Origin of the sequence: Micromonospora sp. NPDC093277 (genome assembly GCF_044765245.1) — a bacterium.
Lineage (GTDB): Bacteria > Actinomycetota > Actinomycetes > Mycobacteriales > Micromonosporaceae > Micromonospora.
Window position 1 is genome coordinate 561,762 of record NZ_JBIWJO010000001.1, and the last position, 15,317, is coordinate 577,078.

The following is a 15,317-nucleotide window of genomic DNA, read 5'->3' on the forward strand; positions in this document are numbered from 1 at the left end:
ATGCTACTTATTCGAGTACGGTCGCGCGGGCCCCGGCACCGCCCGCCGGACGGTAAACAACATTTCTCCCGCCGGCCACCGCCTGACCTGGTAAAACCGCTCTCGTGGACGCAACGAAGCTCCGTCGGGCCATCGCCCGTACCCGCCTGGCACCGGTCGCCGCCTTCCCGACGCGGCTGGCTCGGGTCGCCCGGTACGACAGCAGGCTGCTGGGCGCCTCAGCCCGTTGGCTGTTCACCTCCCGGGAACATCACAACTACACGTACGACCTGACCAAGCTGAGTAAGCAGCAGCTGGCCTGGTTCGTCAGCGTGGTGTGCGAGGTGCCGGTCGGGCAGGTGCGGGGCTGGTTCGCCGAGTTGGAGGGCGACGACACGCTTCGCGGGCACATCGAGGCCGCCACCGCCGCCTCGGCCCGGCGTGGCCTGGCCGACCGGCAGGTCCGCTACGCCCGCCGGATCGGCTGGTACGCCATGGTCCGCGCCCGCCGGCCGGCACACGTCGTCGAGACCGGCGTGGACAAGGGGCTCGGCAGCTGCGTCCTGGCCGCCGCCCTGCTGCGCAACACCGCCGAGGGGCACCCCGGCCGGCTCACCTCGCTCGACATCAATCCCGAGGCCGGCTACCTCGCCCGTGCCACCCCGTGGGCCGATGTGGTCGACCTGGTCATCGGGGACTCCATCGCCTCGATCCGCGCGCTGGACCGCCCGGTCGACATCTTCCTGCATGACAGCGACCACAGCCGGGGCCACGAGAAGAACGAGTTCGACGCGGTCGAGGCGAAGCTCGCCGCAGGGGCGATGCTGCTCACCGACAACGCCACCGTCACCAACGTGCTCGCCGAGCACGCCGAGCGGGCCGGCCGCCGCTTCCTCGCGTACCGGGAGACCCCGGCCGGGCACTGGTATCCGGGCGACGGGATCGGCGTGGCCTGGTGAGCCGGCACGCCGAGATCCCTGGGCCGGGACGGCCGGTGCGGTCAGGCCGCGCCGCGGCCGTTCAGGTCGAGCCACATGAAGACCTCGTCCCGGTCGTCACCGGGAGCCAGGCGCAGCGCGGCGGGCAGCCTACCGACCTCCCGATAGCCGAGCGGGCCGTAGAACGCGCCCAATCCCTGGCCGTCCCGGACCGTCACCTGCAACGCCTCCAGGCCCAGCTCGTGGCCGATCCGCTCGGCCTCGCGCATCAGCGCCGCCCCGTACCCACGGCCCTGGGTGTCCGGGTGCACCATCACCCGCTTGAGTGGCCGCCAGTGTGCCTGCAGGTTGAACCGGTTGTCGGCGATGACCAGGAAGGCGACCGGTCGGTCTTCTTCGTAGCCGACCAGCAGCCGGTCCAGCCCGTCGGCGAGGCCGGCGAAGGTCTCCTCGGCGACGGGACGGACCTCGGCTGCGGTGACCGGGGCGACGAAGCCCACCGCGCCGCCGGCGTTGGTGACGTCCACCCAGAGGGCGACGATCTGCTCGCGCAGCTCGGGGGTGAGCACGGGGTCGATGACGAAGCGCAGGTTCACGCCGGCCATCCTGCGCGAATGGCGCGGTACGAACCCGCCCTCGTGACCTTCACGACACCGTCGCTGGTGCGGGAGGGGGGTTTCGAACCCCCACGTCCTCTCGGACACAGGCACCTAAGGCCTGCGCGTCTGCCGTTCCGCCACTCCCGCCGACCCGATGAGTTTAGAGCGTCGCGTCGAGACGGTGTGAAGTCCGGTCCGCCGCGGAATTCTCCACACCGGCTCGTGGCGGGGCCACGCTCGGACCCTGGCCGCCCCCTGCGACAACCTCAGTCCAGGCCGAGGTCGCGGCGCAGCTTCGCGACGTGCCCGGTGGCCCGGACGTTGTAGAGCGCCCGTTCGATCTTCCCGTCCTCGTCGATGACGAAGGTGGAGCGGATCACCCCGGTCACGGTCCGGCCGTACATCTGCTTCTCGCCGTACGCGCCGTACGCGGTCAGCACAGCCTTGTCGGTGTCGGCGACCAGCGGGAAGGTGACGGCGTCCCGCTCGCGGAACTTGGCCAGCTTCGCGGGCTTGTCGGGGGAGATGCCGACCACCTCGTAGCCCGCGGCCTGGAGCGAGGCGAGCGAGTCCCGGAAGTCGCAGGCCTGCTTGGTGCAGCCGGGCGTCATGGCGGCCGGATACGCGTACAGGATGACCTTGCGGCCGCGCAGGTCGGCGAGGGAGAGCGTCCCGTCGCTGTCGGTCGGGAGGGTGAACTCGGGGGCGGGGTCGCCGGGGCTGAGGCGGTCGGTCATGGCGGAGACGATACCGCCGGTGTGCCGCCCGGGCGTGGCGGCGACGCGCCACCGCGTGATGATCACCATGGCTTGTTGCAATATATTGGCAACAGTGGTCGGCCACAAATAAGCTCAGCGGTGACGGCGTGGACCGCCCCGCCGGGCCCCGGGAGGTGGCGTGGAAACCCTGGCGATGCACATCTCGAATGGGATCATCAACGGTCCCATCGCCGCGATCTTCGCGGTGCTCGCGGTCGCTGTGCTCACCTTCTGCGTGCTGCGCGGGCGCCGCGACCTAGACGACCGGCTGGCGCCGATGGCCGGTCTGGTGGCCGCGTTCATCTTCGCCGTGCAGATGCTCAACTTCCCGATCGTCACCGCCGGGGTCAGTGGCCACCTGCTCGGTGGCGCCCTCGCCGCGCTGCTGGTCGGCCCGTGGGTCGGCGCGCTCTGCGTCGCCGTGGTCCTGGTCGTGCAGGCGCTGGTCTTCGGCGACGGCGGGGTGGCCATGCTCGGCCTCAACATCACCAACATGGCCATCCTCGGCACCGCCGTCGGCTACCTGTTGATCGCGCTGCTGCTGCGGGTGCTGCCGCGTACCTCGGGCGGCCTCGCCGTGACCGCCTTCGTCTCCGCGCTGGTCAGCGTGCTGGTCGCCAGCCAGGGCTTCGTCCTGGAGTACTGGCTGGGCGGCACCACCGACCTGGGCGGCAACCTGGCCGGGTTGGCCGGCACGGTGGCCGGCTTCCACCTGCTGATCGGCATCGGTGAGGGCCTGATCACCGCGACCACCGTGGTCACCGTCGCCAAGGTCCGCCCCGACCTGGTATATGCGCTGCGCGCACTGAAGCCGGCCACGCCGGCTCCCGCCGTCCCGGTCGCCGGAGGTGCCCGATGAGCAAGCGTCCCTGGCCCTTCCTCCTCGGCGGCCTGCTGGTCGCCCTGCTGCTCGCCGGCGTGGTCAGCAACTACGCCTCGCCGCACCCCGACGGACTGGACTCGTCGCTGCTGAAGGGCTGCACGGTGAACGCCGATGACGAGATCACCGGCGGCAGCTGCCCGGCCCAGCAGGCAGGAAAGCACGAGCTGGGCGACAGCCCGCTGGCCGACTACGGCGTCCGCGGCGTGACGAACGGCTTCCTCTCCACCGGTCTCTCCGGCGTGATCGGCGTGCTGCTCACCTTCGCCCTGGGCGGCGGCCTGTTCTGGCTGGCCCGCCGCCGCGGTCCGAGCGGCGACAACCCGACCGGCCGGGCCGGCGGCGACTCGACGCGGCTGGCGGCCGAAGACGCCGCCGGCACCCGCTGAGGTACGCGGCCATGGGCGCCGGGCACGGCCACGTGCTCTACCGCGAGTCCACCTCCCCGGTGCACCGCCTCGCGCCCGAGGTGAAGATCACCGCGATGGTGCTCTTCACCGTCGCGGTGGTCGCCACCCCCCGGGAGGCGTACTGGGCCTTCGCCGGGTACGCCCTGCTGGTCGCCGCCGTGGCGGCGCTGGCCCGGGTCGGAGCCGGCTGGCTGCTCAGCCGGGCGCTGATCGAGCTGCCGTTCGTGCTCTTCGCGTTCGTGCTGCCGTTCCTGGGCACCGGGGAGCGGGTCGAGGTGGCCGGGGCGAGCCTGTCCGTGGACGGCCTGTACGGCGGGTGGAACATCCTGGCCAAGGGCACCCTCGGCGTACTGGCGTCGCTCCTGCTGGCGGCGACCACGGCGACGCGGGACCTGATCGTCGGCCTGGACCGGCTGCGCTGCCCGCAGCTGCTCACCCAGATCGCCACCTTCATGCTGCGCTACCTGGAGGTGCTGGTGGGCGAGGCCCGGCGGATGCGGGTGGCCCGGGTGTCCAGGGGCGACGATCCCCGTTTCCTGTGGCAGTTGCGCGGCTTCGCCGCGGGCGTCGGCGCGCTCTTCCTGCGTGCCTTCGAGCGTGGCGAGCGGGTCTATCTGGCGATGGTCTCCCGCGGCTACGACGGGAGGATGCCGGCGGTGTGGCAGGGCGCGGGTGCGGCCACCGCCGGGCAGTGGGCGGCCGCCGCGACCGTGCCGGTGGCCGCGGCCACCATCGCCGCCGTCGCGGTCGTCCTGACATGATCGGGGACGTGCCGACACCTCCCTCCCTGGACGTACGCGGCGTCCGGTACGCGTACCCGGACGGTCACGTCGCCCTGCACGGGGTGGACCTGACCGTGCCGCGCGGCGACCGGGTCGCCCTGCTCGGGCCGAACGGCGCGGGCAAGACCACACTGGTGCTGCACCTCAACGGCATCCTCACCCCGACCGAGGGCACGGTCAGCGTCGGCGGCCTGACGGTCGGCCGGGACCGGACCACCCTCGCCGAGATCCGGCGCCGGGTGGGCATCGTCTTCCAGGACCCGGACGACCAGCTCTTCCTGCCCACCGTCGCCGAGGACGTCGCGTTCGGGCCGGCCAACCTGGGGCTGCGCGGGGCGGAGCTGGCCGCTCGGGTCGACGAGGCCCTGGCCGCCGTGGGGATGGGCGAGCACCGGGACCGGGCGCCCCACCATCTCTCCTTCGGCCAGCGCCGCCGGGTTGCGGTGGCCACCGTGCTCGCCATGCACCCGGAGATCCTGGTTCTGGACGAGCCGTCGTCCAACCTCGACCCGGCGGCCCGGCGGGAGCTGGCCGAGATCCTGCGGGCCCTGCCGGTGACCCTGCTGATGGTCACCCATGACCTGCCGTACGCGGCGGAGCTCTGCGAGCGGTCGGTGATCCTGGACGCCGGCCGGGTGGTCGCCGACGCCCCCACCGTGGACGTCCTCACTGACCAGCCCCTGCTGGCGAAGCACCGCCTGGAACTCCCCTACGGATTCGACCCCCGCGCCACCGCGCGCTCCTGAGAGCTCAAGATCTGGACAACGTCAAGGAACTTGCTGGCTCACCGGCGCGGGAGGCAGCACCTTCCCGGAAGTCGTGCGGATCTTTCCCGAGGCTGAGGCAGCGCGTGCGGCGGCGTGCAGGCGTAGGACGCCGGCGGCGACCGCACCGGCCCCGGTGGCCAGCACCAACGCCACCGTGATCCGGGCGAGGACCGCCGGCCCCGCCATCGGGACCACCGAGCGGGACAGCACGGCCAGGTTCGACAGCCCGGCGAAGAGGGTCAGGCAGGCCCCGGCCAGGGCGAGCGCGAAGTCGGCGGCCCCCCGGCGGGCCAGCGCGTAGCCACCGGCGGCGATCGCGCCCAGCCCGGTCAGCAGCGTCCACACCTGCGCGCCGAGCAGCCCGAGCAACACCCCGCCGACCCCCTCGGCGCCGGCGTCCAGCATCCGGCCCACGGTGAACGCCACCGTGGCCGCACCGCCGAGGGCGAGCAGGGCGCCGACCGCGCGCAGCGCGCGTACCCCGGGCGCGGTGCAGCCCGGGACCAGCCCGGCCGCGCCGATGACCAGGAACCCGAGCGTCGCGGCCACCCACCAAGGGTACGCGTCCGGTGGCGGCAGCCAGTCGAGGGTGCCGCGTACCTCGATCGTCTCGTCGCCGGCGCGCAGCGGCACCACCCAGTCGCGGATCCGCTGCTGCCGGGTCGGGCCGGCGCTCACCTGCGGCGGCGTCGACTCCAGCCAGAGCGTCCGCTGGTCGTGCCAGCGGGCCGACGGCCCGTCCGCGACCCGCCGCCAGACCGGCGGGGCCGCCGGGTCGGCCTCCGGCGGCAGCTGGGTGTCGCCGGCGATGGTCCGGTTCAGGTACGTGGCGGGGGAGCGGGTGTTCTCGTACACCCCGCCGGGTCCGATCCGCAGGTACGGCTCCCCGGAGTAGCCCATCACCTCGACGTCCCGCCCGGTGCGGTTGGTCAGCTCCAGCCGGGCCCCCGCCTCGACCATCCGGGCGGTGAGGCCGGGTCGGGCGGGGCTGGTCGCGGTGACCTCGGCCCGGTAGTCGGTGCCGTCGGGGGCGTCCGCGCCGTGCGCGGCGGCCGGCGTGGCGAGTCCGAGGAGGGCGGCGAGCGTGGCGGTGGCCACCAGCCCCGCCCGTCGCAGTGGTGCCAGGATCACTTGCCGGCCGCCTCCACCGCCGCCTTGAGTCCTTCGGGGCTGCGGTCCTCGAGTTCCTTTCCGTTGATCTTGATGGTCGGGGTGCCGGTGACTCCCGCCCGGCTGGCGTCGTCGGTGACGTGCGAGGTCCACGACTTGTAGGTGCCGTCCTTGACGCAGGAGCTGAAGTCGTCCCGGTTCACCCCGACGCTCGCGCCGATGTCGATCAGCTCGGCGTCGCTCAGCCCGGGGCTGTTCTCCGGCGGCTGCTTCGCGAAGAGCGCGTCGGTGAACTCCTTGAACCGGGCGCCGTTGGCGGCGCAGCCGGAGGCGGCCGAGGCGCGGGTGGAGTACTCGGTGGTGGAGAAGCGGTTGAGGAAGGCGACCGGGTGGAAGACCACCCGCACCTTGTTCTCGTTGATCAGCTGGGTGATGGTCGCGCCGCTGGTGTCCTGGAACTGCTTGCAGGCCGGGCAGAGGTAGTCCTCGTAGAGGTCGATGTTGACCGGGCCGTTGCCGAGGACGATGCCGGTGCCCTCGTGGTTGGCGTTGGGCGGGGCGGTGAAGGTCTTCGACTTCTGGCTGGAGTAGACGGCCCAACCGATCAGCCCGGCGATCACCAGCAGCGCCACCGCGGCGATCGACGTGATGATGGTGCGGGTGCGCCGCTTCTCCCGGGCGATCTGCTCGCGTACCACCCGGGCCGCGTCCTTCCGCCCCTTACGACTACTCATCGTTGCCCTCCACGGGTGGTTCGCCCGCCAGCCAGCCGTCCAGTCCGAACGGGGTGCGGGGCCAGATCAGCAGGAACCCGGCCAGTACCAGGAATCCCAGGTCCCGGAGGAGCTCCGGGAGGTAGCTCGGGGCCTGGCCGGCGGCGAGCTGGCCGCCACTGCCGAAGCACCCGCAGTCGATGGCCAGGCCACGGGCCCAGGCGGAGGCGATACCGGTGATGAAGATCACCAGCAGTGCCGCGGAGACGCCGGCGACCAGTCGGGTGGCCAGCCCGACGATCAGGAGCACGCCGAGCGCCAGCTCCACGAAGGGCAGCGCGGCGCCGATCGCGGTCGCCAGGTCGTACGGCATCACCTGGTAGGCGTTGACCGCCCGACCGGAGGCGGCCAGGTCGCCGACCTTGCTCGCGCCGGCGAACAACCAGACGGCGGCCAGGCCGAGCCGGGCGGCCACGCCGAGCCAGGGGCGGAGGACGGCCCAGCGGGCAGCCCGGGCACTCGGTGCTGTCACGGTCATTGGTCGCCCCGGATCCGAGAGAAGTTCCACCGTCATCCGGCCAGCGCGTTGTCGACGGCGTCGATCAGCTCGTCACGGGTCCGGGCGACGCGGGAGCTGATGGTGCCCACCGGCACACCCTCCACGGCGGCGGCCTCTGCGTACGACAGGCCGAGCAGCCAGGTACGCGTGGCCGGATCCCGGGCGGCGTCGTGCCCCGCCGGACCGGGGTCGGCGGAGGTGTCGCGCGGCACGGGGATCACGACAGACGAGGTTACGCGGCGTACCCGGGCGGGGCAGGGTCCTTCGGCCCTTTCTATGGTCCCGCCCACGCCGGGAACTTTTCCCGCCCGCTCCCCGACTACCCCTTTCATGACGTGCGACGACGTACGCGAGGCGCGGTCGGCCCTCGCCGCGGGCCGCGGATGAGCCAGGCTCGCCGATCCGTCGGCCGTCGGGAAGCATGATGGTCATGACTGCTGCCGTACGCCGCCGGCCCGTGGCCGCCGCCGACCGTCGCTGGGCCGCCCGGTGGGGGACTGTCGCCGGCCTGCTGGTCACCCTCGTCGCCCTGCTGCTCGCCCCGGCGACCCCGGCCAGCGCCCATGCGGTGCTGGTGAGCACCAGCCCGACCGCCTCCGCCGTGGTGCCCAACGCGCCGGCCGAGGTGGTGCTGACCTTCAGCGAGGGGGTACGCAAGGTCCCCGACAAGATCCGGGTGATCGCTCCCGACGGGTCGCGGGCCGACCGGGGTGAGCCGACGTTCAACGGCACGGTGGTGACCATCCCGGTCGACTCCTCCGGCGCGCGCGGCACCTACCTGGTGAGCTACCGGGTGATCTCCGCCGACAGCCACCCGGTCTCCGGAGCGTTCACCTACTCGGTCGGCGCGCCGTCGACGCCGCCGACCGACTCGGGTACGGACAACCGCGCGAACCCGGTGGTGGAGAACGCGGTGAAGGTGGCCAAGTACGCCGGCTACCTGGGCCTGCTGCTGCTGGTCGGCCCGGCCCTGGTGCTGGCCGCGCTCTGGCCGCGTCGGCTGTCCCGGCGCGGGCCGGGCCGGCTGGCCTGGTCGGGGCTGGGCCTGCTGGTCGTCGCCACCCTCGCCGAGCTGTGGCTGCAGGTGCCCTACACCGCCGGGGGCGGCCTGTTCGACGTGACCGGCTCCGGCTTCGGTGACGTGCTGGGCAGCGCGTACGGCACCGCGCACCTGGTCCGGCTCGGCCTGCTCGCCGCGGCGGCGTTCCTGCTCCGGCCGCTCTTCGCCGGGCCGATCGGCCGCACCGACGGGATCATCCTGGCCGTCCTCGGCGGGGCGACGCTGTTCACCTGGCCGCTGGCCGGCCACCCGGCGGCCTCGCCCGCCCCGGCGGTCTCGGTGGTGGTGGACGCGGTGCACCTGGGCAGCATGGCCGTCTGGCTGGGCGGCCTGGTGATGCTCGCGGCCTTCCTGCTGCGCCGGGCCGACGAGCGGGAGCTGGACGCGATCCTGCCGATCTGGTCCCGCTGGGCGACCCTGGCGGTGTCCGCGCTGCTACTCGCCGGCACCGTGCAGGCGCTGATCGAGGTGGCCACCCCGGCGGCCCTGGTCGACACCACGTACGGGCAGCTGCTGCTCGCCAAGATCGGGCTGTTCGCGCTGGTGGTCGGGGTGGCCGCGTACTCTAGGGCGTTGGTGCGACGGCGGACCGCCGCGGGCCGTCCAGGTGCGATGCGCCGGGCGGTGGTGGCCGAGCTGGCGATCACCGCGGTGGTGCTCGGCGTCACGGCCACCCTGGTGCAGACCACCCCGGCCCGTACCGCCGCCACCAACGTCGCCGGTGAGTCCGCCGGCTACTTCTCCAGCACGTTGACCAGCCCGCTCTACTCGCTCCAGGTGGAGCTGGACCCGGCCGAGCGCGGCAGCAACTCGATCCACCTGTACGCGTACACGCCGGACAACCGGCCGCAGCCGGTGAAGGAGTGGAAGGCGACCGCGGCGCTGCCGTCGGCCGGGATCGAGCCGATCGACATCCCGCTGCTGGGGCTGACCGACAACCACGCCTACGGGGAGATCAGCCTCCCCGCGGCGGGGCAGTGGCAGCTCCGTTTCACCCTCCGCACGTCTGACATCGACCAGGCCACGGTGACCGCCACCGTGCCGATCAAGTAACGGAAGGCAAGTCACCCATGATCCGTCTCCGGCGTCCCGCCGCCGTCGCCACGCTCACCCTGGCCGCCGTCGCCACGGCCGTGCTCGGCCTGGCCGGTCCGGCCTCGGCGCACGTCACGATCAACCCGAAGGAGGCCAGCCAGGGCGGCTACGGCCGCTTCGCCCTCCGGGTGCCGAACGAGAGCGACACGGCGTCCACCGTCAAGGTCGAGGTGGTGCTGCCGGAGAACGCGCCGGTCGGCTCGGTCTCGACCATGCCGGTGCCCGGGTGGACGGTGCAGGTGGAGAAGCGCAAGGTCGACCCGCCGGTCGAGGTGCACGGCAGTCAGCTCACCGAGGCGGTGTCCAAGCTGACCTGGACCGCGTCCGCGAACGCCGGGGTCAAGCCGGGCGAGTTCCAGGAGTTCCCGGTGTCGATGGGGCCGCTGCCACAGGTCGACCAGATGGTGTTCAAGGTGCTCCAGACGTACTCCGACGGCAACGTGTCCCGGTGGATCGAGGAGCCGACGCCGGGCGGGGAGGAGCCGGAGAACCCGGCCCCGGTGCTCACCCTGACCGCCGCGTCGGCGTCCGCGGCGCCAGCCGCGAACGCCTCGGCGGTCGCTGCGGCCGGCGGTGACGACGACTCCGACGGGGGCGCCGGCAGCGCCCTCGGCGTGGCCGGTCTGGTCGCCGGTCTGGCCGGTCTGGTCCTCGGCGGGCTGGCCTTTCTGCGTACCCGCCGGGAGTCCACGCCGAAGCCCTGACCTGCGTCGCTGCTGCCGGCCCGCCGGAAGATCCGGCGGGCCGGCAGGCTTTCCGCGGTCCTTTGGGCGCTTGCCGTGGATATCCGGCGATTGCGCGGTTCGTGTCGGTAAGGTCGGCCGGGTATTTGGCTACCGAGGGGAAGACGCGAATGCGGTTCGTGCGCACGATCGCCGGCATGCTGTTGTTGGCGACAGGGATTTCGGCGCTGCTGGTGGGGGCCGTGCTCTGGGCCGCGGCCCGGCACGCCGACCCGAACGGCGGCTTTGGCGCCCGCGTCGAGACGATCCGCACCCCCGGCCAGGCCGTCGTGGTCACCGATGTCGACGACCTGCTCCGCGCGGAGGCGCCGTTCGCCCGCACCGGGCTGGCCCGCCTGCGGCTGGCCGCCCGTACCCCCGACGGCCCGGCCTTCCTCGGCCTGGCCCCGACCGATCAGGTCGAACGCTGGCTCCGGGACGTCCCGCACGCCGCGGTGAGCCGGGTCGCGCTGGCCCGCGGCCCGTTGCCGGTCCGCCTGGAACCCGCCGGCCCGGCCGCCGCCGGCGTCGACGCCACCGCCCCGCACGACCAGAGCTTCTGGGTACGCGAGGGGACCGGCGCCCTGGAGTGGGCCCCGGCCGAGCTGGCCGACCGGTCGTTGAGCCTGGTGGTGATGCGCCCGGACGGCCACGCCGACCTGACCCTGGACCTGCGCGCCGAGGTGCGAGCCGACTGGCTTCCCGGGATGGCGTGGGCGCTGCTCGCCGGCGGGGTGCTGCTGGTGGTCCTCGCCGTGGCGCTGCTACTGCGCCCGGTCCGCCCGCGCGAGGTCGTCTTCGTGGTCGAGCCCGACCAGGTCCCGGTGCTCGCCGGGCGGCTCGGGGTCACCTCGCTCAGCGGGCTGGGCAGCCGCGCGGAGCCGTGCGCGCTGCCCGAGCGGCAACTGGTCTCCGTCGGAGCGGCGTCACCGGCCGCACGGCCCCGGCCGGCGCTCGAACCGGTGCCGAGCCTGCGCCCGGAGACCCTCGCGGACCTGCCGGCCGGCCGCGACTGGTCCTGGCCGCCCGCCTCGACGCCGGGGACGCCCCGGCCGGGGGACGGTCCCACCGACGCCTGATCCCGGGCCGGAACGGCGGGTGGCCCTCCGCGCTGCCGACGCGTAGGGCCACCGTCACCGGGGGAATTCGGTGCTACCTGGGAGAAAATTGAGGTAGTTGTGAGCAGATTAGCGCCAAACTCAACCGGTCGCGAGATCTGTCCATTTGGTGCAACTTTCAGGGTCTGGCCCGCTGCTCCGCCCGGTCCCGCCGCCGGGCCGGCAGCGTCACCAGCAACAACAGGCTGAGCAGCACGTACGCGTTGCGGGCGACGAACTCGCCGACGTTGTCGGTATGTACCGGGGCGACCCCCCAGTCCAGGAAGGTGACCACCCCGTAGATGCTCACGAAGGCGGTGCCGGCCGCCAGCGCGAACAGCCAGCGGCGCCGCCGGGCACTCGCCACCGTGTCCCGCCGCTCGTCGAGAGCGGCGTCGACCAGCACCACCACCGCGGGAACGAACCAGTACACGTGGTGGGTCCAGGTGATCGGGCTGACCAGCCCGCCGACCAGGCCGGTCAGGGTGAGCCCGGCGAGCGCGTCGCCGGCCCGCGCCACGCGGGCGGCCCGCCACAGCCCGTACCCGGCGACCACCACGACCAGCAACAGCCAGGGCAGCTGACTCGGTTTCTCCGGCGCGGTGAACCGGCTGAGCAGGCCGAACAACGACTGGTTGCCGGTGTAGTCGGTGCGGCCCACCCGGTCGGTCGCCCACAGCTCGTGGGTCCAGAACCGCCACGAGTCGCGGGGCGCGACGGCCGCGGCCAGCAGGGTGGCCAGCGCCGCGGTCGCCGAGGCGACCAGCGCGGCCCGCCAGCGCCGGGCGGCCAGCAGATAGACGATGAAGATGCCCGGATAGAGCTTCAGCGCCGTCGCCAGCCCCACGCCCACCCCGGCCCAGCCCCGCTCCCCGGGTACGGCGAAGAGCAGGTCCGCCAGGATCAGCACCACCAGCAGCATGTTGATCTGGCCGAAGGTGATCGTCTCCCGGGTGCTCTCCGCGGCGAAGACCAGCAGGACGGCCACCGCGAGCGCGAACAGCCGGGGCAGGTGGTGCCGCCGCACCACCGGCGTCACCAGCCAGATCGTCGTCACCACCACGCCGAGCACGGTCAGCACCGTGAAGATCGCCACCGTGACGCCGAGCGGCAGCAGGGCGAACGGCCGCAGCAGCAGCGCCGCGAACGGCGGGTAGGTGAAGTAGAGCGCCCCCTGCACCCGGTCCGGCTGGACGTAGTCGTACAGCGGGTTGCCGGCCGCCCACCAGTCCATCGCCCGCATGTAGATCTTCAGGTCGAAGAAGTCGTGACCGAGGTTCGGGTGGTACAGCACCGGCAGCACCGCCACGAGGGCCACCACCGTGACAAGCCGACGCACCGTACGCCCGCCCGGATCGTCCTCGGTGGCGGCGGGCGGCGCGACGGGTTCGGCTGGCACGCAGAAACACTAGCGGTCCAGCTCCCCCGGGTGCTCCAGGCACGGGCAGGTCGGTGGCGCGTAGTCTGGTCCGGTGGCTGATCTTCTCGTCTGGATCGACTGTGAGATGACCGGGTTGGACCTTGGCCGCGACGCCCTGATCGAGGTCGCCGCGCTCGTCACCGACCCCGACCTGAACGTGCTCGGGGAGGGCGTGGACGTGGTCATCCACGCCGACGACGCGGCGCTGGACGGCATGCCGGAGATCGTGCGCACCATGCACCACAAGTCCGGCCTCACCGAGGAGGTACGCCGTTCCACGGTCACCCTCGCCGAGGCCGAGGACATGGTGCTCGACTACGTCAGCACGTACGTCAAGGACGTCCGCAGCGCGCCGCTCTGCGGCAACTCGATCGCCACCGACCGGGGCTTCATCGCCCGGGACATGCCCCGCCTCGACGCGCACCTGCACTACCGGATGATCGACGTCTCCTCGATCAAGGAGCTCTGCCGGCGCTGGTACCCCAGGGTGTATTTCGGGCAACCGCAGAAGGGGCTGGCCCACCGGGCCCTCGCCGACATCCGGGAGAGCATCCGCGAGCTGGAGTACTACCGGCGCACCATCTTCGTCCCGCTCCCCGGCCCGGACGTGGAGAGCGCCAAGGCCATCGCCGCCCAGCTCTGAGCCGTCCGCGCGGCCGACCGGAACCCGCTGGACGGGGGCGGCCCGGGTGTGGCTATTATTAGTCCGCACCCCGCCCGGTCCGGCCGGCGCGGAGCGCATGGTGGCTGTAGCTCAGTTGGCAGAGCACCGGGTTGTGGTCCCGGTTGTCGTGGGTTCAATTCCCATCAGTCACCCGGTAAGTGGATCTATCCACAGCAACGTCAGGCCCCCTCCTCGGAGGGGGCCTGACGCGTTCTAGGGGGCAGGTAGGGGAGATCAACGCACGGGAGGGGGCTTCCGTCGTTCTCGGCCCGGAAACGCGTGAGCCCCCTCCGGTGGAGGGGGCTCGATCGCGGTCTGGCCGCCGGTCAGGTGGTCTGCCGGGGGGTGGGCGCGTCCGTGGCGTCCGGGTCCGTGCTCACGCTGCCGTCCTCGGCCGGCGGCGCCGGCGGCTCGTACGGCACAGCGCTGCCCTTGATGTACTCGTCCCAGGTCATGTTCCAGTCGGTCCAACCGTTGCCGTTCTGGAGCTTGCGCTCGGTGCCCTTCACCGTGATCGGGTCACCCATCCGGGTGTTCGCGAAGAGCCAGGCGCCGTCCTTCATCGAGACGTTCACGCAGCCGTGCGAGACGTTCTGTCGGCCCTGCTGCCCCTCGGACCAGGGGGCCGCGTGAATGAACTCACCGCCCCAGGTGAGCCGCTGGGCGTAGTCGATGGGCTGGCGGTAGCCATCCACCGGGCCCAGTTCCTCCATGGTGTCGAAGACCGTGTGCTCCTTCTTCTCGATCACCACCATGGTGCCGCTGGACGACGGGGTGGTCTTCTTGCCGAGGCTCACCATGATCGTCTTGATTGCCTTGCCGTCCTTGGTGACCGTCATCCGCTTGGTGCTGTTCTCGACGGTCATCACGAACGACGGGCCGATCTTGATGTCGACGGTCAGGTCGGCGCGCCCGTACCAGCCGTTCCCGAGCGGCAGCCCGCCCGCCTGCACCCGGTACGTCACCGTGCTGTTGGCCTTCCAGAACTCCTTCGGCCGGTAGTGCACCTCGGTGGGGCTGATCCAGCGCCAGATGCCCTCCTGGGCCGGACTCGCGGTGACCGTCATCCGGCGCTGCACGTCGTCCCGGTAGTCCTGCGGGATGGCGCGGCTGAACTTGACGATCAGCGGCATGCCCACGCCGACGACCTGGTTGTCGGCGAGGAAGCTGCTGACCCTGACCTGATTGGCGGGCTTGGCCATGGTGGTGAAGGTGCTGGTCGCCGTCGCCGGCTTCCCGTCGTCGCCGGTCGCGGTCACCGTCGCGGTGTACGTCTTGCCGTACTCCAGGGCGCCGGCCGGGAGCCAGCTCTTCCCGTCGGCCGCGAGCTGGCCCTGCACGGCCTTGCCGGCGGCGTCCTTCAGCTCGACCGTGGTCTCCTCCGCCTCCTCGGTGGTGAAGGCGATGGCGGTGGCGGCCGGCACGTCCTTCGCGTCGGCCGCGGGCTCGGAGATGGTGGCGCTCGCCTTCGGGGCGCTCTCGCCGCTCTGCCAGCTGGACGGCTTGTCGCCGTCCTTGTCCTTGTTGCCGCTGGTGCAGGCGGACGTCAGCGCCACGGCGGCGACGAGCACCGCGGCCACGAACATCCGGCGGCGCCCGCCCCGCCTTGCGACGCCGGGCCGGATCAGCTCGTCCTGGCTAGCTCGCATGATTCCCCCACAGTTGTGATGCTCCGAACCCATCGTCCCCTACAGACGCGCGGATACTGATATCCGTTGCCGGAAGTGAATCGAAACACCCCGACCGCAGGTAACGATTTCGTAC

Annotated in this window: 16 protein-coding genes, 2 tRNA genes and 1 pseudogene; 10 read left to right on the plus strand and 9 right to left on the minus strand. The window is 72.4% G+C overall.

Going from position 1 to position 15,317, the window contains the following annotated elements:
* The first annotated feature begins 104 nt into the window (after positions 1-104).
* Positions 105-938, plus strand: coding sequence for a class I SAM-dependent methyltransferase (locus ACIRG9_RS02530; RefSeq protein ID WP_402849033.1), 834 nt, complete (start codon positions 105-107; stop codon positions 936-938).
* A 41-nt stretch (positions 939-979) separates the two neighbouring features.
* On the opposite strand, the gene ACIRG9_RS02535 is transcribed toward ACIRG9_RS02530, so the two are convergent.
* From ACIRG9_RS02535 to bcp, 3 genes are all read right to left on the minus strand, one after another.
* Positions 980-1,513 carry a GNAT family N-acetyltransferase gene (locus ACIRG9_RS02535; RefSeq protein WP_402849036.1) on the minus strand — a complete coding sequence of 178 codons (534 nt, stop codon included), beginning with the start codon at positions 1,511-1,513 and terminating at the stop codon, positions 980-982.
* Between the two features lie 64 nt (positions 1,514-1,577).
* Positions 1,578-1,663: transfer RNA gene (locus ACIRG9_RS02540), tRNA-Leu, on the minus strand.
* A gap of 119 nt (positions 1,664-1,782) precedes the next feature.
* Positions 1,783-2,253 (minus strand): thioredoxin-dependent thiol peroxidase, encoded by a 471-nt coding sequence (gene bcp / locus ACIRG9_RS02545; RefSeq protein WP_402849038.1) that lies wholly within the window; start codon positions 2,251-2,253, stop codon positions 1,783-1,785.
* Positions 2,254-2,413: 160 nt separating this feature from the next.
* Here bcp and ACIRG9_RS02550 point away from each other — a divergent pair, with 160 nt between their 5' ends.
* Genes ACIRG9_RS02550 through ACIRG9_RS02565 form a run of 4 tightly spaced genes read left to right on the plus strand, consistent with a single transcriptional unit; the run spans position 2,414 to position 5,092 of the window.
* Positions 2,414-3,133, plus strand: a complete 720-nt coding sequence (locus ACIRG9_RS02550; RefSeq protein WP_402849041.1) for an energy-coupling factor ABC transporter permease — start codon at positions 2,414-2,416, stop codon at positions 3,131-3,133.
* On the plus strand, positions 3,130-3,543 hold the full coding sequence (locus ACIRG9_RS02555) for a PDGLE domain-containing protein (protein WP_402849043.1): 414 nt from the start codon (positions 3,130-3,132) through the stop codon (positions 3,541-3,543). The genes ACIRG9_RS02550 and ACIRG9_RS02555 overlap by 4 nt, the downstream gene beginning before the upstream one ends.
* A gap of 11 nt (positions 3,544-3,554) precedes the next feature.
* A complete protein-coding gene (gene cbiQ, locus ACIRG9_RS02560) occupies positions 3,555-4,325 on the plus strand; it encodes a cobalt ECF transporter T component CbiQ (protein ID WP_402849046.1) in 771 nt (256 codons plus the stop codon).
* Positions 4,322-5,092: an energy-coupling factor ABC transporter ATP-binding protein gene (locus tag ACIRG9_RS02565; protein WP_402849049.1), complete on the plus strand. Its 771-nt coding sequence runs from the start codon at positions 4,322-4,324 to the stop codon at positions 5,090-5,092. The genes cbiQ and ACIRG9_RS02565 overlap by 4 nt, the downstream gene beginning before the upstream one ends.
* Before the next feature lie 21 nt (positions 5,093-5,113).
* Here the strand turns inward: ACIRG9_RS02565 and ACIRG9_RS02570 are convergent, their stop codons facing one another.
* The 4 genes from ACIRG9_RS02570 to ACIRG9_RS02585 are packed head-to-tail and all read right to left on the minus strand — an operon-like array spanning position 5,114 to position 7,716.
* Complete coding sequence (locus ACIRG9_RS02570; RefSeq protein ID WP_402849051.1) at positions 5,114-6,244, minus strand: hypothetical protein; 1,131 nt, start codon at positions 6,242-6,244, stop codon at positions 5,114-5,116.
* Positions 6,241-6,957, minus strand: coding sequence for a DsbA family protein (locus ACIRG9_RS02575; RefSeq protein WP_402849054.1), 717 nt, complete (start codon positions 6,955-6,957; stop codon positions 6,241-6,243). The genes ACIRG9_RS02570 and ACIRG9_RS02575 overlap by 4 nt, the downstream gene beginning before the upstream one ends.
* On the minus strand, positions 6,950-7,474 hold the full coding sequence (locus ACIRG9_RS02580) for a MauE/DoxX family redox-associated membrane protein (RefSeq protein ID WP_402849057.1): 525 nt from the start codon (positions 7,472-7,474) through the stop codon (positions 6,950-6,952). The genes ACIRG9_RS02575 and ACIRG9_RS02580 overlap by 8 nt, the downstream gene beginning before the upstream one ends.
* A 32-nt stretch (positions 7,475-7,506) precedes the next feature.
* Positions 7,507-7,716, minus strand: coding sequence for a sigma factor-like helix-turn-helix DNA-binding protein (locus tag ACIRG9_RS02585; protein WP_402849060.1), 210 nt, complete (start codon positions 7,714-7,716; stop codon positions 7,507-7,509).
* 209 nt (positions 7,717-7,925) lie between these two features.
* On the opposite strand from ACIRG9_RS02585, the gene ACIRG9_RS02590 reads away from it, so the two are divergent.
* The 3 genes and pseudogenes from ACIRG9_RS02590 to ACIRG9_RS02600 form a co-directional block, all read left to right on the plus strand.
* Positions 7,926-9,608 carry a copper resistance CopC/CopD family protein gene (locus tag ACIRG9_RS02590; RefSeq protein WP_402849063.1) on the plus strand — a complete coding sequence of 561 codons (1,683 nt, stop codon included), beginning with the start codon at positions 7,926-7,928 and terminating at the stop codon, positions 9,606-9,608.
* A gap of 17 nt (positions 9,609-9,625) precedes the next feature.
* Positions 9,626-10,354, plus strand: coding sequence for a YcnI family protein (locus tag ACIRG9_RS02595; protein ID WP_402849066.1), 729 nt, complete (start codon positions 9,626-9,628; stop codon positions 10,352-10,354).
* 671 nt (positions 10,355-11,025) lie between these two features.
* A pseudogene (locus tag ACIRG9_RS02600) lies at positions 11,026-11,451 on the plus strand (hypothetical protein); the annotation flags it as partial.
* A 157-nt stretch (positions 11,452-11,608) separates the two neighbouring features.
* Here the strand turns inward: ACIRG9_RS02600 and ACIRG9_RS02605 are convergent.
* Entirely contained in the window at positions 11,609-12,868 is a 1,260-nt protein-coding gene (locus ACIRG9_RS02605; protein ID WP_402849070.1) for a glycosyltransferase 87 family protein, read from the minus strand.
* Between the two features lie 73 nt (positions 12,869-12,941).
* Here ACIRG9_RS02605 and orn point away from each other — a divergent pair, with 73 nt between their 5' ends.
* Positions 12,942-13,532 (plus strand): oligoribonuclease, encoded by a 591-nt coding sequence (gene orn, locus ACIRG9_RS02610; protein WP_402849072.1) that lies wholly within the window; start codon positions 12,942-12,944, stop codon positions 13,530-13,532.
* Between the two features lie 100 nt (positions 13,533-13,632).
* Positions 13,633-13,705 (plus strand) — tRNA-His (locus ACIRG9_RS02615).
* A gap of 174 nt (positions 13,706-13,879) precedes the next feature.
* Here ACIRG9_RS02615 and ACIRG9_RS02620 read toward each other — a convergent pair.
* Positions 13,880-15,202 carry an Ig-like domain-containing protein gene (locus ACIRG9_RS02620; protein ID WP_402849074.1) on the minus strand — a complete coding sequence of 441 codons (1,323 nt, stop codon included), beginning with the start codon at positions 15,200-15,202 and terminating at the stop codon, positions 13,880-13,882.
* Between the last annotated feature and the right edge of the window lie 115 nt (positions 15,203-15,317).

Coding starts and splice junctions, on each gene's coding strand:
- ACIRG9_RS02555 (WP_402849043.1), top strand. CDS start 3,130: ATGAGCAAGCGTCCCTGGCCCTTCCTCCTCGGCGGCCTGCTGGTCGCC.
- bcp (WP_402849038.1), bottom strand. CDS start 2,253: ATGACCGACCGCCTCAGCCCCGGCGACCCCGCCCCCGAGTTCACCCTC.
- ACIRG9_RS02620 (WP_402849074.1), bottom strand. CDS start 15,202: ATGCGAGCTAGCCAGGACGAGCTGATCCGGCCCGGCGTCGCAAGGCGG.
- ACIRG9_RS02580 (WP_402849057.1), bottom strand. CDS start 7,474: ATGACCGTGACAGCACCGAGTGCCCGGGCTGCCCGCTGGGCCGTCCTC.
- ACIRG9_RS02595 (WP_402849066.1), top strand. CDS start 9,626: ATGATCCGTCTCCGGCGTCCCGCCGCCGTCGCCACGCTCACCCTGGCC.
- cbiQ (WP_402849046.1), top strand. CDS start 3,555: ATGGGCGCCGGGCACGGCCACGTGCTCTACCGCGAGTCCACCTCCCCG.
- ACIRG9_RS02575 (WP_402849054.1), bottom strand. CDS start 6,957: ATGAGTAGTCGTAAGGGGCGGAAGGACGCGGCCCGGGTGGTACGCGAG.
- ACIRG9_RS02590 (WP_402849063.1), top strand. CDS start 7,926: ATGACTGCTGCCGTACGCCGCCGGCCCGTGGCCGCCGCCGACCGTCGC.
- ACIRG9_RS02565 (WP_402849049.1), top strand. CDS start 4,322: ATGATCGGGGACGTGCCGACACCTCCCTCCCTGGACGTACGCGGCGTC.